A 22,404-nucleotide genomic window follows, 5' to 3' on the forward strand; every position below is an offset into this window, starting at 1 on the left:
CAAGGCCATCGATAAGTGACAGCAAAGCCGTCTTTCCAAACACCACCATGAGGTGGTGTTTCCTATGCGGTATTAGCACCCGTTTCCGGATGTTGTCCCCCGCTTATCGGTAGGTTCCTTACGTGTTACTCACCCGTCCGCCGCTAACGTCAGAAGTGCAAGCACTTCGTCGGTTCGCTCGACTTGCATGTATTAGGCACGCCGCCAGCGTTCGTCCTGAGCCAGGATCAAACTCTCATGAAAGAATCATGAGCGTTGATAGCTCATTTGTTTGCTGACTAGTTATAGTCTGGTCTAGACTTATTGTTTGAATTGTTGGTTCATCAACAAAATGTTGATGCCCTACACATTTGGTTCGTCTTCTTTGTTCAGTTTTCAAAGGTCTATAATTTATAACCGCTGTCCTTTTGACAACTATTATATATTATCACATGATGATGTTGATGTCAACATGTTTTTTTAAAAATATTTTTTGAAGCGCTTGGCTTACAAATAATATTCGCGCTGCCTCTTAAAAGAAACAACTCAATTAGTATATCTTGTTTCCATCGGGATGTCAACAAGTTTTTTTATCTTTTTTGCCTTCGCCCTAGAAGTTGTATTCCCTGGAAGAAAGGCACGAGTAAAATATTATCACAGCTTATGAGCTTTGACAAGAGCTTTTTTAATCTTTTATATAATGATTTCGCATGCCCTGGTATTCTCCTTGGATCCGCTGCTTTTGATTGGCTTGGTACCAGAGGCGCATCTGCTCCCCATAAAGGTGAATTTGTTGGGCAACTGGAGAACTTTTGCGGTCGCTTAGAAATTGTAAGACGACCTGCTTGCCCTTTTCTAAAGGATATGAAAAGCGAGTAAAGAGGGCATTGGCGATCACATTATTGACATTATCCTGCCAATGGTCAACAGGTCTCGCTTCATCACTAATATGTAAGAAACCCAAGGCCAGGCCAGCAAGTAAATAGTAGTCCAAGTCATTATCTAAAGTATCTGTTTGGCCCAGACAGAGATTAAAGAAAGTAACAAGTTCACCATTTAAGTGGTTGAGCTGGGCCAGTTCTTCCTGAGATAACTGATAGGACCAGCTTAAGCCAGTCTTATCTCCCTGATAGGACTGGACAAAGGAAGGAAAGTGACGTTTGAAGACCGGGTCCTCGATCGGATAATCTGCGTTAGCTGGAATAGGACGTACCCTCTCATAGCTATCATTGTAGACAAAATGAGGCGGGGTGGTCTTGGTAGAGAACTGCATGTCGGCTCCCAGAGGATAACGGTAAATAAAAGCAATGGCAGGCTCAAGGGCTAGGACTTGTTCATAGCTGACTAGTTTGGCCTGGGAATGCTTAAGAGAAGTGGTGGTATCTGCCTGGCTTAAAAAACGCCAGCCGCTATCATTTGTTAATGCGGGGGCTTCTCGCCAGGCCCACAACAGCGGGGCCTTTCTTTGAAAGAAATTGGTGGACACCAGCGATAGCTTGCCTTCTGGTAGCCATTCATTCATATCACATTCGCTCCTTGTACTCTTTATGCCTAAGCTCATTCCTGCATCCATTAAAAAACATTTTCCCTAGCCCGTCAATAGGCAGTCCGCAACGAAGTCTCCCTCTATATAGTAAGAACCGGCCAAAAAGCCGGTTTCCCCCTCAATTCATTCGCAAATAACTAGGACAGGTACATCGGGATCGTCGCAATAAAGTTATTGATAAAGTGAACCGTCATTGCAGCTTCGATCCGCCCGGTCCGGTAATAAGTCCAGGCCAGCGCCATCCCCATGGCATAGTAACCCAGCCAATGAATCCAAAGATTTGACGCATGGAGGGTAGCAAAGAAAGCGGCCGCTAAAACCATCCCCAAGAAGGGGTGCTTAGGCACAAAGTAGCGCATGATTAGGCCCCGGGTCAGAATCTCTTCACTAATCGCCGGTAGGATGCAGAAACAAAGGAAGATCTTCCAATTGGGCATCTGGTTAGCCGAGTTCATCAGAATGGTCTGGTTCACTGAATCAACCTGTTCAGGATAGAGCCATTGAGTTAAGCCTCCAATCAACCATTGAAAGGCAAAGATTAAGACCACTCCAATTAAGACGTCAAAGAAAAACTTACTGGTCACTTTCTGCCGGCTAAAGAACTTGAGCCCACAAGCACTCAATCCCCATATAAAGAGAGCAATCCAGATGATATCTAAGATAATATAGATTGTGGGATAGGAATTTAACAAGAGCAGGACATCCATAGCTGAGTCAATATTTTGCTCGGAGCCTAGAAAGAATAAGGTTAGGCCCTGGATGATGGTTTCACCAACAAAATAAGCGATAATACTAAAAATAACCAACCATTTACGGGACTTTCCTGGGTAGGGGTCTTGATACCAAGTCTCATTCATCATAACCATCCTTTACTTGGCCACGGGGCCGTTTTTTGATTGTTTTTTTTACTACATGCTTATTTTATCAAGGTCTAAGAGGCTTGGCTATCTGGGACCCTTATAACCAAACTTATTTGTCTTTATTTAACAAAGCACCTATAATAAGTTTATCTTAACATAAGATAACAAATTACCAAGGAGGAAAAAATATGAGTCAATTGTTAGATACACTCTATGAAAAACTAGAGGAAAAGAATGACCGTATGATTGAAATTCGTCGTGAACTTCACGAACATGCGGAAAAATCTTTTGAAGAGGAATGGACTTCAGATTATATTGCTGACTTCTATAAAGATCTAGATTGTCAGGTTGAACGTAATGTCGGTAATGGTTATGGAATCGTGGTAACAATTGATTCAGGCAAGGAAGGCAAGACCGTGGCCCTACGCGCCGACTTCGACGCCCTACCTATTAAAGAAGATACTGGCCTTGACTTCGCTTCAAAAACCGATGCCATGCATGCCTGTGGACATGACGGTCATACGGCTTACTTATTGATCCTCGCTGAGACCTTTATCGAATTAAAAGACCTCTGGCAAGGTAAGATTGTCATCCTACACCAAAACGCTGAAGAAGAAGGCCCTGGTGGTGCGAAATCCATGGTGGAAGCTGGCTGTTTAGACGGGGTAGATAATGTCTTCGGTATGCACGTGATGAGTAACATGCCAGTAGGTGGTATCTACTATAAAGAAGGTAATGCCCAAACTGGTCGCGATAACTTCTTCCTTACCATTAAAGGGGAAGGTGGACACGCTTCCTCACCACATACTTCTAACGATGCTATCGTTGCCGGTGCTTATTTCGTTACCCAAGTACAAAGTATCGTCTCCCGCCGTCTCAATCCTTTCGATGTGGGGTCCATTACCATCGGAAACTTCGACGCTGCCGGTGCCGCTAATGCCATCAACGGCCAAGTCAAAATCTCTGGCGACGTCCGTTCCATGTCACCAGAAGTCGGCGAAACCATTGAAAAAGAAATCAAGGCTAAGGTTAAAGGCTTAGAAGCTAGCTTTGGTGTCACTGTCGAACTCGAATACCTCAAAGGTTATCCAGTACTCTACAATGACCCTGAAGTGACTGAATTTGCTGTGAAAGCCCTAGAAGATAACAAGTATCCTGAATTGAAGAAAGTGGAATCTACCCAACCACAACCACCTTCCGAAGACTTTGCCTTCTATGCGAAAGAGGTCCCAAGTGCCTTCTTATGGGTTGGCTGTGCCAGTGATGACCAAGACGCTCACCCCGCTTACCCTCACCACCATCCAAAATTCTTTATGGATGAAGGCGCGCTTATCGTTGCTGCCAAAGGGATGGCCACCATTGTTTCCAGCTATATTGAAAACGACGGCATAAAAGCCTAACCAAAATCAATCCATAATAAAAAGGTCAGCTAAGGCCCTGAAGAGGTCTCGAGCTGGCCTTTTTTGTGTTTGAATCATTTACTTAAATTTCATCCGGCGGTTACGGCGAATAAATTTAGGTAGGCGTTGGTTAAAGATGATAGATACCAGGGTATCAGTAGTAAAAACCGCTAAGGCAATGGCAAGGGCGATAAAGAGAGTGGTCGATAATTCCGACAGCCCCCGAGACATATCCCCTTGGAAGAGGAAGAAGGCGGTCCGGTACATGCCACCCCCAGGCACCAAGGTAAAGAAACCCGGGATAAAGAAGACCGTCACCGGTTCACGGAAGAGCCGGGCAAACCAGTGAGACATCCCAGCAATCAAAAGGCCGGCAATATAGGTAGCTAAAACCGTCCCTACATTGAAGAAGTCCAGGCACAATAAATACAAGGCCCAGCCAGCGGTATCAATAATTGAGGTTTTTAAAATCATCTTACGGGGCTCTTCGACAGAAATGGAGCAAGAAATACCAACAAAATAAGCAGCAATCAGTTGGATAAGATAATTAGACATGTGATAAACCCCCTAAAATCGCTAAGCCGACCACGGAACCAATAGCAATCATCAAGGCTTCAAAGAAAGCCTCCATGGCCCGGGCCGACCCCGCAATATAGTCTTCCCGGAAAATATCCCGCAAGGAGTTCGTAATCGCCGTCCCCGGCACCATGGGCATAAGGGTAGCCACAATAACGGTGGCCACATTCATTTCTGGGAAAAGATGGAAGAGCATTAAATAAGCCGCCAAAGTGACTACCAAGGACTGGATCACATTGGAGAGGGCGTGGTTGATGTAATACTTATCAGTTAGGATGGTCATCAAGGAGAGGATCACTCCATTTATTCCGGAAGCAATAAATTCTACCAGCCCACCTTCAAATAAAATCGAAAAACTTAAAGCTAAGCCAATAATTCCCAAGGAAGATACCCAGGTTGAATATTGATTGGAGGCTTGGCGGATGATCGTGAGCTCTTGGTAGGCTTCATCCATGCTGATCTTGCCACCAAGCAAGGCCCGGGAAACGGTATTCACCTTGGAGATCTTATTGAGGTTATTGGACCGGGAAGTAATCCGCTTGATTCCAGCAAAGCCCCCGCTGGCATAATTAGGGTCATCTAGAATGGCATAAATACTGGTAGAGAATGAGACCGCCACGGCATAGGAGGCCTTGGAATAGGTCAAGATCCGGTTCATGGTATCCTCCACCCGGTAAGACTCTGCATTACTCTCGCACATGATCTGTCCGGCTAAGAGAGCAGTTTCTAGAATCTTCTTTTGCATCGTTGGCGTTTGCTTAGTGGTTCTTTCTTGCAATTCAGCACCCCTTTTCTAACTTTTCCCATCGATTGTAACATATCTAGGAAAAGATAGGAGAAATTAGCCCCCGAAATCTCCACCCACTCGCCAAACTAGCGGCTAGTGAAGACCAATGCAGTAAAAAGAGGCCATGACCCCCAGTCATAGCCTCGGTAATACTTCTGATATTATACTTTTTTATTAGGACACTTTTTCTAAAGCTAGAGAATAAATTTTTTAACTGTAACAAGGTATGTTTGATTAATTATTTTCATAATACTATGTAACGCCTAGTAGCGAGATACGGCCTTAATTGGCATTTGGATCACCTTAACCTTTCTGTTGAGAAATGATTGGGCTTAATTCCAAATCCTTCACTCCCTTCCGAGAACAAAGAAAAAACGAGCTCAATCAGATCAAGCTCGTTAAAATCTCTTTATTCATTGGTGTTAAAAAAGGCAATAGCTCTCCTAGCAATCCTGGCGCGCATTTGAAAGTATTATGCTTAAAGACCACCATGATCGTCACCTCTTCATCGGCTACACTTTGGAGAGTTACTGTAATTTCATTATAGCCAGACTCCCAAGATTTGTAAAAGAATAAGCTGACTAAATCAATTCATCCTCACCCGAGCGCTTGCCATCAATAAGTACCTTGGCAATCCGCCAGCTATCCCGGAAAGGATGGTAGTGGGTGGTCCGGTTCTCTTCATAGACCGTTTCAATGGTCTCTTCTAAGTAGGGAAGTTCCCGCTTCGCCATCACGATCAACATATTCATTTCATACTCGAACTTAGACCCAGGTAAATCGATCAACCAAAGCAATTCTTTGGCGTTAATTCCCCGTAAACCGGTTTGAGTATCGGTAATCCAGTAACCAAAGAGCCAGTCAAAGAAGCGGGTTGTGGTTTTATTGCCCAAGCGGCTCAAAAAAGGGACCTGGTCTTGGTCAAAATCCCGCTTGCCCAAGACAAAGGACACATCCGGGTGGTCTACTAGCGTTTTTCCAATGTTTAAGACATCTTTGACAGTGTGTTGGCCATCCGCATCCGCAGTGACAAAGCCCTTATAGTCTTGGCCATGTTTCAATTCAAAATCAAAGGCGGTCTTTAAGGCAGTTCCCTTCCCACGATTAATAAGATGGGTCAAAACGTCTACCCGGTCCCGTTCAGCGAGTTGGTCGAAGATGGCTTGGCAGTCTTCTGGGCTCCCATCATTAACGACCACTACTTGCGGGACGCCGGCTTGGAGCAATTGGTCGACATAGGGGACCAAGTCTTGGGTAGGTTTATAGGCTGGAATGATAACCGCAAATTCTTGCATACTTTAGACTCCTTATGGCAAAATTCTTAACTTCTATTATGGCACAGTTCCCCCTAAAAGTGAATTTTCAAAGCGGATCTTAAGGAAAATTCAGCATTTATTGCATTATTTTAGTTCTAAAGCTTATAATGCTAAGTGGAAAAACAACGAAAGGATGCGATCCCATGAAAAAGACACAAAAACTCGCTGAAAAGCTGTTCTTTTCCTGTTTACTGACCATGTCCAGCGGGGGACAAACAGCTTATTCTTATCTCAACCATAAGGGGGTTTTTGCTGGTTTTCAAAGTGGGAACCTCATCCGCATGGCAGTCAACTTGGGACAGGGACATTTTGCTGACCTACCACCCTATTTCGTCTCGATTATTTTCTTTATGATCGGCACTGTCCTGACCCGCATCCTTCATTTTCACTATGATGATCCCTCTCACGAGATCAGGCGCAATGCCCTGGTCTTGATTATTTCCTTTTTAGCCATGGCTGTCGTGGCTTGGATTAGTCAAACTGGCCATCACCTGCTCGCTACAGCTTTCTTGACTATTTCAACTGCCGCCCAATTTGAGGAATTTCGCTCTCTGGAAGGGACTAACTACACCCCGACCATGATGTCGGGTAACTTTAAACGGCTCACCGAAAACCTCTTTGACTACTTCCTCTACCCTAACGCTACCGTCAAAGCTAGCGCCAAAAGTAATATTTTTTATTTCATCGCTATTATTCTCTCCTACTTTACCGGCGTCTTAGCCATCAGTCTGGGACAAAATTGGCTAGGCATCTGGACCATATTCATTCCCATGACACTCACAGCTCTAGGCATCGGCCTTCTCTTCCTCCAGGCCTACGCCAACCACAGCCAGGCCTAAGCAGTTTTATAGGAGAAAAGCGATTCACTTAGGAGCTTAAGTCTCCACTTGTTTGCGGTCCAGCAGGGCCTTGGCTCTCACCAGTTAGGTAATCAATGGTAATTCCGGGTTGGCGATTTGGAATAAAGATATGGAAGTGGACTTGCCCCTGGTCTTCAATGGAGTAGCCTTCCATATAAACCCCAGAAGCTAATTGGTTAAACTGGTTAAAGACTGGCGTCACCCGGTATCTGACATGGTGGTTGGTCTCTTCAATATAGGCCGCCACATAGTTTTCAATCGGCAGCATGCCTTCAGTATTAAACCAACGCGTTCCTGTCATCAAATTCTTAGAATTGGCGTTCTCACCGGTTAACTGGTAGCCGATCAAATGGCAGCGGTTATAGAGCCAGCCACCCGGGACATTGACGTAGGACTTTTGCCGCCAACCGGTAGGCGTCACACTGGTCAGGGGCTCGCGAGCATCATCGGGCATGAGTTCCACCCCCAAGAGACCTTCAGCTCCAGTCACCCGCTGCAAGAAATCCAAATCCCCGTAGTTAGCATAGGCAGTCGTCAACTCCAATTCACTGCTAGTGAAGAGAGGGACATTATTATTGACCACCAGAAAAGCCTGTCCCTCTGGCACCTGGGGAATGCTGTGGTGGATTTCTTCGCGTAGGGCTTGGACTTCTTCATCACTGGGTCGGGCGTTAGGATTAGCCTGACTTTCTTTGGGAAAAGGGTTATCCGCTTGGCCCGGCGCTTTATCTTCCTGACTTGAAGAAGAGGTCTGAGACTGGCTCACTTCTCCGCCCGGGTCATTAGTCTGACTAGGCTCCACATACAGGGCCAGAGCCACTAATCCCAAAACAAAGAGTCCAGAAATAATTTTTTGTTCTTTTTTGGATAGTTTTTTCTTGAATAAGTTTTTAGGTAGCACAAAGGCGGACAATACTAGTAAAACGACCACCATAATGGCTAGCAACCAAGACATCTTATCACTCTCCCTTAAAAAAGCATAAGCGATGATTACTTAAAAGGCAATTATTCTTCTTTTCGGGCGAAAACTGTCCCAATCTATTACTTTCTGGTTACAAAAATGACTTGCTAGCCTCACAATACAAAGGCATGCTTTATAATAAGGAAAAGCATTTGCAAAAAGTACCTTTTAGGGAGGATTACAATGAAGAGAGCCTTAATTAACGTCGACTATACCAATGATTTTGTGGCGAGTGATGGTAGTCTCACTTGCGGAGAACCTGCCCAAGCTATTGAGGGAGCAATCAGTCAGCTCAGTGAAGAATTTATCCAAGCGGGAGACTTCCTAGTCTTCGCCATAGACGCCCACCATAAGGGTGATCCATACCATCCAGAGACCAAACTTTTCCCACCCCATAATATTGTGGGAAGCCACGGCCAAGCCCTCTATGGGCAATTAGCTCAGGTTTATGAGGACAACAAGGACAATAGCCAGGTCTATTTCATGCCTAAGACCCGCTATTCAGCCTTTGCGGGAACTGATTTATTGATCAAATTACGAGAACGCCATATTGAAGAGTTGCATATTGTGGGAGTCTGCACCGATATTTGTGTCCTCCATACCGCCATTGATGCATATAATTTAGGCTTCAAGATCGTTATTCATAAGGACTGTGTGGCCAGCTTCAACCCCCAAGGGCATGAGTGGGCCTTGAACCATTTTCAAAGCTGCTTAAATGCCGAAGTGATTTAAAATATTGAAATATAAAAACTGAGCATTTTCCTTAAGTGAGAAGGGAAAAGTGCTCAGTTTTTTTGAATGAGCTTTAAAAAGGAATTATTTCAAATACTCTGATAAATTAGCCCAATAATTAAGAAAGTAAAATTATTTGTAAATATATTTGACAATTATTTTAATTGTCCCTATAATAATCTCAAATTAATCATAGAATCGATGAAGCAAAGAGTACCGCTAGAGGATTTGTGCAGTGAGGAACGTTAGTGGAAAGTTCCCAAATACCTAGCGGGAAACGCATTGCTGAGATGACTTAGTGAATCCTTAGCTAAGTCCGCCACCCAGGCGTTACCATGTCAAGCATTGCAAGTATTTTGCGATATTAGAGTGGTACCGTGGATAAGTCCGCCTCTTATTAGAGGCGGGCTTTTTTCATTTTATCCCTCAATAAAGATTCGATGAGAGTTTTGGTCCTAGCCGGCTAAAGGGCTCCATAACAAGAGAAATTTTAGAAATTTAAGGAGGATTTTCCATGAAAGCAAACGTTAAAAAAGTGTTACTCGCCTATTCCGGAGGCTTAGATACCTCAGTCACCATCACTTGGTTAAAAGAAAATTATGATAACTGTGAAGTCATCGCCATGACTGCCAATGTCGGCCAAGAGGATGATTTTGACTTTATCCATGACAAGGCCCTCCAATGTGGGGCTTCCAAGATTTATATTGAAGACCTCCGCCAAGAACTCATTACCGACTACATCTACCCGGCAGTCCGTGCGGGGGGCAAGTACGAAAACAAATATCTCTTAGGGACTGCCCTCGCCCGTCCTTTGATTGCTAAACGGATGGTAGAAATCGCCCACCAAGAGGGTTGCGATGCTATCGCCCACGGTTGCACCGGTAAAGGCAATGACCAAGTCCGTTTTGAATTAGGGATCCGGGAATTCGACCCAGATATGACCATCATTGCTCCATGGCGGGAATGGGAAATTTCTTCTCGAGAAGAAGCCTTTGACTACGCTGAAGCCCACAATATTCCCCTCCCCATCACCCGGGAAACCAACTATTCCAAGGATGAAAACCTCTGGCATCTCTCCCATGAAGGCCTAGACTTGGAAGACCCTAGCCAAAAACCTGACTATGAAGCCATTTTAGAGTTGGGTGTAAGTCCCAAACAAGCGCCCGACCAAGCTACTCCGATTACCATCGACTTTGAAGCAGGTAACCCGGTGGCGGTTAACGGGAAGAAGTTAGATCCGATTGCCTTAATCCAAACCCTCAACCAATTAGGCGGGGCTAATGGGATCGGTATCCTCGACCTGGTGGAAAACCGTTTGGTAGGGATGAAATCCAGAGGCGTTTATGAAACCCCAGGAGGCGCCATCCTCTTCCATGCCCATGAGAAGCTCGAAGAACTGACTCTGGACCGGGATACCCTACACTTTAAGCAAATCTTGGCCTTAAAGTACAGCGAACTCATCTATAACGGGCTTTGGTTCTCCCCACTCCGTCAAGCCATGCAAGCCTTCGTTGACCATACCCAAAGTCATGTCAACGGCCAAGTCAAACTGGAACTCTACAAGGGCAATATCATTGATGCTGGGGTAACTAGTCCTGATAGCCTCTACCGGGAAGAACTGGCTACCTTTAATGAAGATTCCATTTATAACCAAAATGATGCAGAAGGCTTTATCAAGCTCTTCGGTCTGCCTCAAAGTGCCCGGGTGAAGAAGTAAAACTGGGTCTTGTAGGAATTTCGCTTTAATTCAGTAAAAATATAATTTATAAATTTTAAATTTTAGCTTGACTCCGTTAGCTAAACTGGCTATGATATTAGCAAGATTTAACAAGGAGGTCACATCATGAAGAACGCATTCCAAAGCTGGCAAAAATGGCATAGGAAGTGAGCGAACTTTTATCGGTTTAGACTCACTTTATTTACCTTGAATGTAAAGGAGTCTATGCCGAGTGTGACCCAATCATTCACGACCGCATAGAAAGTCTATGCGGTTTTTTTGTCGTCTCATAGGGCCTTAGACTCCAAGTAAGCACAGTTTAAAAATAAGATTTGGAGGAAATCGAGATGACAGAAATTAATAACGGTTTTTATGGTGAATTTGGTGGCTGCTATGTCCCTGAAGTGGTGAAGGAAGAATTGGATCGAATTGCTGACTTCTATGAAGACATCAAAGACGACCCCGACTTCAAACAAGAACTCGCCCTCTACCTACGGGACTATGTCGGTCGGGAGAACCCACTCTACTATGCTGAAAACTTCAGTAAACATTTAGGGGGACCTAAGATTTACCTAAAGCGTGAAGACCTCAACCACTTAGGCGCCCACAAGGTCAATAACACCATCGGCCAAGTCCTGATCGCTAAACGCATGGGCAAGAAACGGCTCATTGCTGAAACCGGCGCTGGCCAACACGGGGTCGCCACCGCAGCCGTAGCGGCTAAATTTGGCATGGAGTGTACGGTTTACATGGGGCAAAAGGACGTGGAACGGCAGAAATTAAATGTCTTCCGAATGGAACTGATGGGAACCAAGGTCGTTGGTGTCAAACGTGGGGCCCAATCTCTGAAAGAAGCCGTGGACGCCGCCTTTGAAGACCTGATTGATAATTACCAAGACACCTATTACTTAGTCGGATCAGCGGTGGGTCCTCATCCCTACCCCAGCATGGTCAAACACTTCCAAAGTGTGATTAGCCAGGAAAGTAAGGCTCAAATCCTGGAACGTGAAGGTCGCTTACCTGACGCGGTAGTTGCCTGCATCGGAGGCGGGTCTAACGCCATCGGATCCTTCGCCCATTACTTAGACGAACCTAGCGTTAAACTTTATGGAGCTGAAGGGGGCGGTAAGGGCCTAGACAGCGATCAGACGGCAGCTACCTTGAATCTAGGCTCCATCAAGATCGAGCACGGGATGAATACCTACTGCCTAGTCGATGAAGAAGGCAATACCAAGCCAAGCTATTCCATCTCAGCCGGACTCGACTATGTGGCTGTAGGACCGGAACACGCCTATCTCAAAGACAGTCACCGGGCTGAATATATCGCCATCACTGACGATGAAGCCCTGGCTGCCTTCCAACTCCTTTCCCGCACAGAAGGGATCATCCCGGCCCTAGAGTCTTCCCATGCCCTAGCCCTAGCCGCTAAACTAGCACCCCAATACACAGCCGATCAAATCCTCCTCGTCACCCTATCCGGACGCGGCGATAAGGATGTCGACCAAGTTCTCAGAATACTCGAAAGCTAGGAAAGAGAGCGCTCCAAGCTCACCTCGCGCTTGGAGCACGTTTAGAAAGGATGTGAGAACGCCGTCAGAGACTTGAATCGCTGGAAGAAAATACCATAAGCACAGATAAAAGGATGTGAGGAAGGATCAGGGAGGGAGATTCCTTGGAAGAAAAGATGATAAGATCAGCTTGCTGATCGTTCAACTTTTCTGAAAGGACATCCCCTCACCCTTCCGAACTCAACTAGAACTGTGCGTTGGAATTTTCTGAAGCGACTTCAAGGCTGGCGTCCGAACTCAACTAGAGAGTGCGACACTCACAACAAAGACGAAACAATTTATAACTAATTATTCTTAAATCAATAAGACATTTTCTTCCTCATTAAAAACGAAGCCAAGAAAAATACCCTAGCCCCATAGGAGAGTGAGAGCAGGGTAAGCAGGGCTTCGTTTTTTTATTATCAAAGAAATTATATAATAGCCTTAGTGACCTGGTCACTTACTTTTAGCTAGGTTGGGTCTGATTGACTATCTTCAACTTATCACCTATCTTTGATATAAGGAGGATTTCAATGGCAAAATTAAAAAGAAAAACCTATGAAGAAAATTCAGAAGCAGAAGACATCGTGGTCAAGATCGGTCCCCTGCGTTTATATTTTCAGAATGTCTATACCATTATTTCATTAATTAATGATATTTTTACCGGTAGTCTATATTTTATTGGCTCGATTTGTAACTTCTTTGGCGCACCCGCTATTTATGGCAATACCCTCTTTCTAATTGGAGGCTTCTCTTTTGTCATGCGGCCGATTATTAAACTCATCCATAATATTCATATCTATAAGCAGGATAAGGTTAAACGTCAACGTGATGAAGCACGAATGAACCCTGAAAAGGTCTTCCAAGTTCACCACAGCCAAGCTAGTCCTGATCAAGAAGGCGACTATTTGGGCGATGCCTACAACCATGAATACTATGAGGACGATGATTATCAATCCCATTAAAAAAGCCCCTGTCGCATGGGGAGGGTTGCAACAGAAGCGGTATAAGATAACCTTTTCTCAAACATTAAATAATTTGCCAATCATTTAAAGAAGGACACTTGAGAAAATAGAGGTCGAATAATCTTACACTCTTACTTTAGCATTCGATTGTAAATTTATAGTAAATATTAGATGTTGTTTATGTAAATAAATAGACAAAAATACATTTTTTATTAGAAAAGGTCCATTAGCAACTCAAATTTTCTAGACCCGCTACAGGCAGGGTCTTTTTTAGATAGAAAGAGCTAGCCAAAAAGAGTAATGATAGCGAATCACTATCCAAGCCTTACTCTAATGGGCTAGCTGTATTCGAATGACCTCGATTATATAAACGATTTAGTAAAAAGTCCTACATCAGACTTTGATAGAGTTCAATCACTTCATCTAATTGGGCTGGGCGTGGGTTACCTGGGGTGCAGACATCAGCCATAGCATCCTTAGCCACTAAAGGAATGTCCTCAGCCTTGACGCCCAAGTCACTTAACTTAGCAATCATACCGACATCTTTGGCAATGGATAAGGTGGCTTGACAAGCAGCATCACGAGCTTCTTCAATACTCATTGTATCTGTTTCCTCTACACCTAGAGCTTTGGCAATGTCGCGGAATTTTTCTCCGGTATAGTCTTTGTTATAGCGCATCACGACCGGCAGAAGGATCGCATTGGCTTGACCATGAGGAATGCCGTACCAAGCACTTAGTGGGTGGGACATCCCGTGAACCAGGCCTAAACCGACATTAGAATAACCCATGGCTGCAATGTATTGAGCGCTTGCCATGTCTTCTTTGGCTTTCGGATCTCCTTCAACTGCCTTGCGGATGGACCGGCCGATCATTTCAATGGCCTTGATATGGACCATGTCACTCATTTCCCAGGCCCCCGGGGTAATGTAACCTTCAATAGCGTGGGTCAAAGCATCCATCCCGGTAGCAGCCGTTAACTTCTTAGGCATGGACATCATCATTTCACTGTCCACAAAAGCGATATCAGGAATATCGTTAGGGTCAACACAGACGAATTTCCGTTTCTTATCGGTGTCGGTAATTACGTAGTTGATAGTGACTTCCGCCCCAGTTCCTGCTGTGGTTGGTACCGCAAAGGTCATCATGGCCTTATTCTTAGTCGGTGCGGTCCCTTCTAATGAAACCACATCAGCAAATTCTGGGTTTTCAATAATGATACCGACCGCCTTAGAAGTATCCATGGAGGAGCCCCCACCAATAGCAATAATGCAGTCCGCCCCACTTTCTTTGACAAAGTCGACGCCAGCCTTCACCGTATTGACACTTGGGTTGGCTTCCACTTGGTCAAAAACATCATAGGGAATATCATTTTCATCTAATAAGTCAGTAACTTTTCTTACCACACCTGCATCCACCAGACCCCGGTCAGTAATGACAGCCGCCTTGGTCAAATCCTTGCCGCGAAACTCTTCGGGAATATGTTGAATAGCTCCGGGCCCAAAATAAGAACGTTCATTAAGAATCATACGATAAGTCATGATAAAACTCCTCTCACATTTTCCTTTATGTATCCGTTTTCATTTACTATGTTATAACTTTCACATGTAAAAGTAAAGCAATCTTTTAAAGGACTTAAAGAGCCAAAGCGGGTGAGTTAAGACTATTTCATTCAACTTAAAAGTCGCGTCAAAAACCTATAAATACGAAAAGAGGTAGCCCATTGAAATATCCAAGAAAAAATTTCATCAGATACCAACAAGCTACCCTTATTCGAATGACCACAATGAATATGGTATAGTGACAGCGAACTGTCACCTCTATATGTTACAACTTTCACATATAAAAGTAAAGAAAAATTTTACTTAATATAAGAAAAACTCTTACATTTAAAGATATCTCCATGCTTATTCACCGGTAGGAAAGTGATCTTGCCCCATATTTTGCGCCATGAGATGCAAGCTTAAGCGTTATTATCATCTACCCTTATAAACAAAAACAGCGCGCTAACAAGCTTTTTTATTACTTGTTAACGCGCTCTGTCTTATAAATGGATCCTGAGAGGCTCGAACTCTCGACCCACGGATTAAGAGTCCGTTGCTCTACCAACTGAGCTAAGGATCCGTCGACTACCTTTATAATGTTACTCCTGTTTGACCTAAAATGCAAGACTTTTTTTCATTTTAGGAGGAAAAAGTAGCCATAATTCGCAATTTCCTTATAGGATAGCGGAATTTCAATAAAATTACTTCCCATCAAAGCTCAGTGATTAGACCATTTCTTCATCCCTAAAGCTGACTGAAGAGAATTTATTGAACTCTTTGGTAAAGATCAACTTGACGGTTCCCCGAGCCCCGGCCCGGTTCTTCTCGATGATAACTTCGATAATATTATTCTCATCCTGGTCTTCGCCCTCTTCCCCATCTTCGCGCTCGTAATAGTCTTCGCGGTAGAGGAAGGCCACGATATCGGCATCTTGTTCAATGGATCCCGATTCCCGGATATCACTGAGGACCGGACGCTTATCCTGTCTTTGTTCTACGGACCGCGATAATTGGGATAAGGCAACCACGGGACAAGACAGTTCTTTGGCTAATTTCTTTAATTGCCGGGAAATTTCAGAAACCTCTTGTTGGCGGTTCTCGCTCCGCCGGCTTCCTTCAATCAACTGCAAGTAGTCAATCACAATCAAGTCCAACCTGCCCTTGTCTTGGTAGAGACGGCGGGACTTGGCCCGAATTTCCGCCATCCGGTTCCCAGGTGTATCATCGATATAGATCTCAGAAGACCCCAAGGCCCCCATGGCCACAATTAAATCAGACCACTCTTGTTCCAGCAATTGCCCCGTCCGCAAGCGACCCGCATCAATACTGCCCTCGGCACATAACATCCGGTTAACCAAGGATTCTGCCCCCATTTCCAGGGAGAAGAGGGCTACCACTGCGCCTTGTTTAGTGGCAACATTTTGAGCGATATTTAAGGCGAAAGCGGTCTTCCCTACCCCAGGACGGGCGGCGATAATAATCAATTCGTCTTCATGGAGTCCCGCCGTCATGCGGTCTAAATCAGGATAACCTGTGGCTAACCCCGTAATTGACTTCTTATTCTTGGATAATTCTTCAATAGTATCCAAGGACTGGTTCAAGACCTTACCAATATGGACAAAACCACTGCGGTTTCGACTCTGAGAAACATCTAAAATCGAGCGTTCGGCATGGTCCAAGATGTCCATGACATCCGATTGTTCTTCGTAGCTCTCCCTGGAGATTTCATTGGAGGCATGGATTAATTTCCGTAAGATCGATTTTTGTTCCACGATCTGGGCATAGTATTCAGCGTGGGCGGCGGTTGGGGTATTGGACGCCAGTTCGAAGAGGTAGTCTGCCCCACCGACATTGTCCAGCATAGCTTGACTTAAGAGGCTATCCTGAACCGTAATCACGTCAATTCCCTCTTGGTCTTCGTTCAGCTGCCGCATGCTTTCAAAGATGAGTTGGTGGGCCCGTTTATAGAAGTCTTGGGGTTCGATATATTCGTTGACAGCAGGAAAAACCTCAGGATCCAAGAACACCGACCCTAAGACTGCCTGTTCCGCTTCAATACTTTGAGGCGGAATGCGCTCGATTAAATTATCATCTGCCATCGCTTCAGACCATCCTTTCTCATCCGATCCCTACTATTATACATGAACTTTTGCGAATACCATATACTAATCCTTCTTTGTAAAAAAGACAAGAAAAAGAGCCAGTGGGGTGAAATCCCCCGGTCCTGGCTCTCAAAGACGGCGACTAATTATTCTTCAACAATGTGGACACGGATAGTCGCTTCCACATCCGTATGCAATTTAACCGGCACATTCCGGTAACCGAAAGCCCGGATCGGTTCAGGCAGGTCAATTTTACGCTTATCGACCTTGATATCATATTGTTTCTTCAAGGCCTGGGCGATTTGCTTAGAGGTCACCGAACCGAAGAGACGGCCATCTTCGCCACCCTTGGCTTTGACTTCCACGACGGTGTCTTCATCTTCCAATTTTTTCTTCAATTCCTTAGCTTCTGCGAGTTCTTCAGCAGCTTCCTTAGCTTGGGCTTTCTTCTTCCCTTCTAAGGCAGAAACGGCTGACTTGGTGGCTTCCTTGGCTAAACCTTTCTTGAAGAGAAAGTTTTGCGCATAGCCGGTATTTACCTCTTTGATTTCGCCTTTTTTACCTTGGCCTTTTACATCTTGTAGAAAAATGACTTTCATTGTTAAGCCTCCTTGTATAATTTTCTTTGTCTCATAGCTAACAGGCTTTGGGTATTGGGCCTGTTCACGAATAAACATAATCTTATTCTAATAAAGAATTGACCAGAGCTCAAGCTTTGGCCTTGTCTTCCGCTTACTTATCGGAGGAATGCCGGCGAATCAGAAGGTCGCGGTCGGTAAAGAACTTGCGATAAGTTAATAAGGAAGACACAAAAGTGGTAATCGCCGCTGTCGATAGGGTCATGAACATGACAATACTTTGGTAGAGGACCGCTGTCATAGGGTCAACGCCCGCAAAGAGCAGCCCCATCATCATGCCGGGCAAAGTAACAATCCCTGTAGTCTTGGCTCCATCAATGGTCGGAATCATCCCATCAGCAATGGTTTGCCGGATCAATCCCTGCGAAGCTTGCCGAGGACTTGCGCCCAATGCCAAACGTTCTAGGATGGCCTGCGACTGGTCACTAAAATAGGTCAACAGGTCCGAATAGACCAGACCTACCGCATTCATGGCATTCCCAATAATCATCCCGGAAATGGGAATCACTTGAGAGGGAGTCCATTGCACCGCTCCTGAGCCCACGAAGACAAAGAGCGTCACCCCTTCTGTCACCATCAAGGTCACCAGAGCAATCCAAAAGCGCCCCTTGATCTGCCCACCGCGCTTAGAGGCGTTCCAAGCCGCAATCACTAACATCACCAGTAGTAAAAGGGCAGATAAATAAAAATTATCCTTAGTAAAAATAAACTGAAAAATCAATGCTGCAATCGACAATTGGATAACAATTCTAATCCCCGCCGTCAAGATCGCCTTCTCTAACTTCAATTGGTTAAAATAAGAAATCGCTAGACTAATCAATACTAAAGAAAAAGAAAAGGCTAGGGCTATTGGGGTCATACTTACATTTTCCATGCTATTCCTCCTCCTAATCGCGACTATGGGCGCTTAATTTTAAGCGTTGCCGGCCATCAAAGAAACTCTGATAGGCAAAGTGGGTGGCCACGTAAGAAGCGATGGTTGCCGTTGAGATATGGGTGAACATAATCATCATCTGGTACATAATGGCGGTCTTAGGCTCCACCCCAGCAAAGAGCAAACCATTCATGGTTCCTGGGAAAGTCACAATCCCCACCGCATAGGCCTTGTCCAAGGTCGGCCGCATCCCCTTTTGCATGGCTTGGCGGATAATTCCCATGGAAGCCTGCTTGGGATTGGCTCCTAAGGCTAAGCGCTCTTGGATTTTTTGGCTATCTTGGTCGAAAGTAGTCAGTAAATGCCCATAGGCTAGACCCAGAGCGGTCATGGAATTCCCGGCAATGGTTCCGCCTAAGGCAATCACTTGAGAAGGCGTAAAAGCCAGGGCCCCAGCTAAAACCAATAGAGAAAGCGTCCCGACTACCGTAAAGCTAATGGCTAAGAGCGAGATCCAAAAAACATGGTCAATCCCCTGGCCCCGTTTGGCCGCGTGAAAGGCCGCATTAATAATAATCAGACCAATTAAAGTGGCGGTCAGGAGGGGGTGGTTGATATCAAAAATAAAGGAAAGAACCAGACCTACCAGGTAGAGTTGGACGACCACTCGAAAAGCTGAAGTGACCAGTTCGCCCTCTAAGCCTAAGCGTTGGCGGTAGGAAATGTAGAGGCTAATCACCACCAGACCCGCACTGAGAACTAGGGAAAGGGGGTTAGCTTGGAGCATACTATTCACTCACTTCACCCCCTGCCTTTGCTTGGCTGGCTGATTCTTCTTCATCAGCTGGCGCTTTTTCCGTAGCTGATAAGGTCAAGGTGCGGTCGGTCATCTCGTGCTCGGAATCAATGTGAGAAACCATCAAGTAGGTTACCTGGTGTTTAGCGCGGTAATCTTTTAGCCAGGACCAGACCAGGTCACGGGACTTAGCATCCAGGGCACTGGTAATCTCATCTAATAAGAGCACCTTGGGTTCAAAAAAGAGGTTCCGAATTAAAGCCACCCGCTGCTTCTCCCCGCCAGATAAGGTATCAATTTCCTTATCGATAAAATGCGTATCCAGGGCCATGGCTTCTAAGCCACGCTTGGCCAAGTCTTCATCAAAGTCTTCCCCGCGAATTTCAAAGGGAAAAGCCAGGTTTTCCCTGACGGTATGGCCAAATAATTGTGGCGATTGGAAACAGTAGGAAACTTGTTTACGAATAGTGGTTGGTGGGTAATCCTCGATCGCTTGGCCATTTAATTGGTAGGTGCCAGAAACCTGTAAAGCTGGGTCATATAATTGGGCCAAGTATTTCAATAAGGTACTCTTCCCTGACCCAGAAGGCCCTTTGATCCCGACAAATTCACCCGCTTCAATGGAAAAAGATAAATCCTTGATAATAGCCCCCTGGTCACTAGCAATATTTAAATGGTCAACTTGGATAATATTCTCTTTCATAAATACCTACTTTCCTGATAAAGAAAATAATCAACAAGAGCCTGACTTTCCCAAGTTGATTATCTCCCTTCCTATATAATAAAAGTTAAAAGTCTTCTTTTTTGACAGTCTGCCTGCCTAGTCTTCCTCACTTTGTTTCTTAATCGCATCAACTAAAAGCTCGCGGGCTTGGCTGACACTAACATCAGAAATTTGGGTAGCGGCATTAGACAAGTGACCACCACCACCAAGTTCTTCCATAACGGTTTGAACATTGACATTCCCCATACTACGAGCAGAGATTCCTACCCGCTTGTCTTCCCTTAAGAAGACCACGAAGGAAGCCACAATGCCATTCATGGATAGTAAGGAGTCAGCCGCCTGAGCCGCAGTCACTGTGGAATAGACCGTGTCATCGTCCCCCGCAGCGATCCCATAGTAAGGCGGCATAATGTCGACGCTTTCGATCAATTCATTCCGTTTAATGTATTCGGACAAGTCCTCCTTGAGGAACTCTTGAATCAGGATTGAATCGGCTCCACAGGATTTTAAGTAAGAAGCCGCGTCAAAAGTCCGTGACCCCGTCCTCAAAGTAAAGTTTCTGGAGTCAATAATAATCCCAGCTAACATAGTCGTTGCTTCAATCCGGTTAATGGATTTAGAGGAAGCATTTTGATATTCAAAGAACTCGGTGATCAGCTCACAGGTTGATGAGGCATAGGGTTCAATATACTCTAGGAGGACATTCTCAGGATATTCTTCCCCTTTACGATGGTGGTCGATAACCACTACCCCATTCACCATATCAATCAACTTCGGTGCGGTAGTAATCGAAGGCCGGTGAACATCAACGATAAAGAGTAAGGAATTGTGTTCGATCAGTTCTTCAGCCTCTTGAGGACTAATGATCGCTTCATTAATGACCTCGTCCTTACGCAATTCTACCAGTAACTTCTCAATATCAGAATTGATCCGCGATTCATCAATAATAATATGACACTTGCGATCATTCATCTCGGCAATACGGCGGATCCCAATGCAGGCCCCGATGGCATCCATATCCGGATAATCATGTCCCATGACAAAGATGGATTCGTTTTGTTGCATCATTTGAGCGATGGTGGTGGCTATTTGACGAGAACGAACATGTGTTCTTTTCACCATTGGGTTGGTTTTCCCACCATAGTAACGAGCTTTTTCGCTTTCAATCTTAATCACCACCTGGTCTCCCCCACGACTGAGGGCTAAATCCAAGTTAGATTGGGCAATTTCGTTAATTTTCCCAATATCTGGCGCTTCGTCATCCTCCTCTTGGTAAGAAATCCCCATGGAAATCGTCAAGGGGAAGTTGCCCTTAGAGGTCGTCTCACGAATGGTATCGATGACTGAAAAGCGATCTTCTTCCATTTCCATCAATTCCCCATAAGTCGTGACTAAGAGGAAACGGTCATCATCCAAACGCTTGATAAAAGAACCAAACTTTTTAGCCCAAGCGAATAATTGCTTAGTCATAAAGTTATCCACTGTGGATTTCCGCCGGTCGGAATAGGAAGCGATGGTTTCGTCATAGTTGTCAATTAAGATGTTGGCAATGACTAGACGGTTCTTGTCAGCCACATCTGCAATACGACCATACTCAGTGATATCTAGCATATACATGGCATTTTGGTCTTCCAAAAGTCCCACAGAGAGATAGTGGTCATCCCATGAAATCGGGTGACCAGTGACATCATCTTCATCCGTTTCTTTTAATTGGTGGTAGATATCGGATAAAACGCTATCCACGTCATCAATCTTATTGCCTAAAGTATCACTACTATTAAAGTAATTTTGCATATAGGGATTCATCCAACGTATGGTGTCATCCTCTTCAAACAAAATAATTCCTAGGGGAATCTGTAAAAGAATTTCATTTTCAATGGTTTGAATATCATCAGTGAGGTCATAGACCTGCTTATTCAGTTCCTGTTCAATCAGCCTGAACGCCACATAAACTAGAATAATAGCAAAAATAACCAAAAGAAATGAAATCATGGCAATTAAGGGATTGTTATGCATTAACATCCCTACCGCTAGGAAAACTAAGATGGCAGCAATAACCAAAGGCACAAAAATATTGGATCGATTTAAGATATTGGACAGACGTCCACTATGTTTATTATCTTTCATATTTTTCTCCTTTGTAGTTAACGATAAAGGTATACATACATCCTCTATTTTACCATATTTTTAATAAATTCTAAAGATTTCCTATTCTTGGGCTATATTGCTCGGAAGGTATCGGTACAGGGAAAGCATTAGTGTCATTTAAAGAGCTGTCATCGGAGTATGGTAAGTTTTAAGAGTTCATTCCTAGATTTCATAATCAATACAAGTTATTAAACCTGAACGGTAGAAATATCTTCTATTTTATATAAGAAGATATAAAAGGAAGTCCTGGCTATAAAGGAATGTCTTGATGTTTTCACAGAAATGTTTCACGTGAAACATACTTTCTTATTTCTGAATTTGCAAATAAATGAA

Annotated in this window: 19 protein-coding genes, 1 tRNA gene, 1 rRNA gene and 1 other annotated feature; of the genes, 6 read left to right on the forward strand and 15 right to left on the reverse strand. The window is 44.5% G+C overall.

Annotation, left to right across the window (positions count from 1 at the left end; all coding sequences use genetic code 11):
- The 3 genes from JFU01_RS04655 to JFU01_RS04665 all read right to left on the reverse strand — a co-directional run.
- Positions 1 to 243: ribosomal RNA gene (locus JFU01_RS04655) — 16S ribosomal RNA — on the reverse strand; the annotation flags it as partial.
- Between the two features lie 421 nt (positions 244 to 664).
- Positions 665 to 1,501 carry an immunity protein Imm33 domain-containing protein gene (locus JFU01_RS04660; protein ID WP_195856009.1) on the reverse strand — a complete coding sequence of 279 codons (837 nt, stop codon included), beginning with the start codon at positions 1,499 to 1,501 and terminating at the stop codon, positions 665 to 667.
- Positions 1,502 to 1,662: 161 nt separating this feature from the next.
- Complete coding sequence (locus tag JFU01_RS04665; protein ID WP_181566130.1) at positions 1,663 to 2,382, reverse strand: CPBP family intramembrane glutamic endopeptidase; 720 nt, start codon at positions 2,380 to 2,382, stop codon at positions 1,663 to 1,665.
- Between the two features lie 191 nt (positions 2,383 to 2,573).
- On the opposite strand from JFU01_RS04665, the gene JFU01_RS04670 reads away from it, so the two are divergent.
- Positions 2,574 to 3,785: an amidohydrolase gene (locus tag JFU01_RS04670; RefSeq protein WP_111822026.1), complete on the forward strand. Its 1,212-nt coding sequence runs from the start codon at positions 2,574 to 2,576 to the stop codon at positions 3,783 to 3,785.
- 78 nt (positions 3,786 to 3,863) lie between these two features.
- On the opposite strand, the gene JFU01_RS04675 is transcribed toward JFU01_RS04670, so the two are convergent.
- From JFU01_RS04675 to JFU01_RS04685, 3 genes are all read right to left on the reverse strand, one after another.
- Entirely contained in the window at positions 3,864 to 4,340 is a 477-nt protein-coding gene (locus tag JFU01_RS04675; protein WP_195856010.1) for a threonine/serine exporter family protein, read from the reverse strand.
- The gene (locus JFU01_RS04680) at positions 4,333 to 5,139 is read right to left on the reverse strand and encodes a threonine/serine ThrE exporter family protein (RefSeq protein WP_111822028.1); all 807 of its coding nucleotides are present in this window, start codon (positions 5,137 to 5,139) and stop codon (positions 4,333 to 4,335) included. Before JFU01_RS04680 ends, JFU01_RS04675 begins: the two co-directional genes overlap by 8 nt.
- A 590-nt stretch (positions 5,140 to 5,729) precedes the next feature.
- A complete protein-coding gene (locus JFU01_RS04685) occupies positions 5,730 to 6,443 on the reverse strand; it encodes a glycosyltransferase family 2 protein (protein WP_195856011.1) in 714 nt (237 codons plus the stop codon).
- 164 nt (positions 6,444 to 6,607) lie between these two features.
- On the opposite strand from JFU01_RS04685, the gene JFU01_RS04690 reads away from it, so the two are divergent.
- Positions 6,608 to 7,303: a YoaK family protein gene (locus tag JFU01_RS04690; RefSeq protein ID WP_195856012.1), complete on the forward strand. Its 696-nt coding sequence runs from the start codon at positions 6,608 to 6,610 to the stop codon at positions 7,301 to 7,303.
- A gap of 28 nt (positions 7,304 to 7,331) precedes the next feature.
- On the opposite strand, the gene JFU01_RS04695 is transcribed toward JFU01_RS04690, so the two are convergent.
- On the reverse strand, positions 7,332 to 8,279 hold the full coding sequence (locus JFU01_RS04695) for a DNA/RNA non-specific endonuclease (RefSeq protein ID WP_195856013.1): 948 nt from the start codon (positions 8,277 to 8,279) through the stop codon (positions 7,332 to 7,334).
- A gap of 189 nt (positions 8,280 to 8,468) precedes the next feature.
- On the opposite strand from JFU01_RS04695, the gene JFU01_RS04700 reads away from it, so the two are divergent.
- The 4 genes from JFU01_RS04700 (at position 8,469) to JFU01_RS04715 (ending at position 13,246) form a co-directional block, all read left to right on the forward strand.
- On the forward strand, positions 8,469 to 9,017 hold the full coding sequence (locus tag JFU01_RS04700; protein ID WP_195856014.1) for a cysteine hydrolase family protein: 549 nt from the start codon (positions 8,469 to 8,471) through the stop codon (positions 9,015 to 9,017).
- Between the two features lie 192 nt (positions 9,018 to 9,209).
- Positions 9,210 to 9,415, forward strand: a binding site (T-box leader).
- Positions 9,416 to 9,531: 116 nt separating this feature from the next.
- Positions 9,532 to 10,734, forward strand: a complete 1,203-nt coding sequence (locus JFU01_RS04705; protein ID WP_195856015.1) for an argininosuccinate synthase — start codon at positions 9,532 to 9,534, stop codon at positions 10,732 to 10,734.
- A gap of 347 nt (positions 10,735 to 11,081) precedes the next feature.
- Complete coding sequence (gene trpB / locus JFU01_RS04710; protein ID WP_195856016.1) at positions 11,082 to 12,263, forward strand: tryptophan synthase subunit beta; 1,182 nt, start codon at positions 11,082 to 11,084, stop codon at positions 12,261 to 12,263.
- A gap of 551 nt (positions 12,264 to 12,814) precedes the next feature.
- Entirely contained in the window at positions 12,815 to 13,246 is a 432-nt protein-coding gene (locus tag JFU01_RS04715) for a YrhK family protein (RefSeq protein WP_195856017.1), read from the forward strand.
- 388 nt (positions 13,247 to 13,634) lie between these two features.
- On the opposite strand, the gene fucO is transcribed toward JFU01_RS04715, so the two are convergent.
- The 8 genes from fucO to JFU01_RS04755 all read right to left on the reverse strand — a co-directional run bounded on the left by fucO (position 13,635) and on the right by JFU01_RS04755 (position 22,050).
- A complete protein-coding gene (gene fucO / locus JFU01_RS04720; protein WP_195856018.1) occupies positions 13,635 to 14,786 on the reverse strand; it encodes a lactaldehyde reductase in 1,152 nt (383 codons plus the stop codon).
- A gap of 510 nt (positions 14,787 to 15,296) precedes the next feature.
- Positions 15,297 to 15,369: transfer RNA gene (locus JFU01_RS04725), tRNA-Lys, on the reverse strand.
- A 145-nt stretch (positions 15,370 to 15,514) separates the two neighbouring features.
- Complete coding sequence (gene dnaB, locus JFU01_RS04730; RefSeq protein ID WP_195856019.1) at positions 15,515 to 16,888, reverse strand: replicative DNA helicase; 1,374 nt, start codon at positions 16,886 to 16,888, stop codon at positions 15,515 to 15,517.
- Between the two features lie 149 nt (positions 16,889 to 17,037).
- Positions 17,038 to 17,490 (reverse strand): 50S ribosomal protein L9, encoded by a 453-nt coding sequence (gene rplI, locus JFU01_RS04735; protein ID WP_111862333.1) that lies wholly within the window; start codon positions 17,488 to 17,490, stop codon positions 17,038 to 17,040.
- A gap of 133 nt (positions 17,491 to 17,623) precedes the next feature.
- Positions 17,624 to 18,403, reverse strand: a complete 780-nt coding sequence (locus tag JFU01_RS04740; protein ID WP_195856020.1) for an ABC transporter permease — start codon at positions 18,401 to 18,403, stop codon at positions 17,624 to 17,626.
- Between the two features lie 13 nt (positions 18,404 to 18,416).
- Positions 18,417 to 19,190, reverse strand: a complete 774-nt coding sequence (locus JFU01_RS04745; protein ID WP_230086951.1) for an ABC transporter permease — start codon at positions 19,188 to 19,190, stop codon at positions 18,417 to 18,419.
- Position 19,191: 1 nt separating this feature from the next.
- On the reverse strand, positions 19,192 to 19,902 hold the full coding sequence (locus JFU01_RS04750) for an ABC transporter ATP-binding protein (protein ID WP_195856022.1): 711 nt from the start codon (positions 19,900 to 19,902) through the stop codon (positions 19,192 to 19,194).
- 117 nt (positions 19,903 to 20,019) lie between these two features.
- Positions 20,020 to 22,050 carry a DHH family phosphoesterase gene (locus JFU01_RS04755; RefSeq protein WP_195856023.1) on the reverse strand — a complete coding sequence of 677 codons (2,031 nt, stop codon included), beginning with the start codon at positions 22,048 to 22,050 and terminating at the stop codon, positions 20,020 to 20,022.
- Between the last annotated feature and the right edge of the window lie 354 nt (positions 22,051 to 22,404).

The organism is Aerococcus sp. Group 2 (assembly GCF_905125285.1).
GTDB lineage: Bacteria > Bacillota > Bacilli > Lactobacillales > Aerococcaceae > Aerococcus > Aerococcus urinae_E.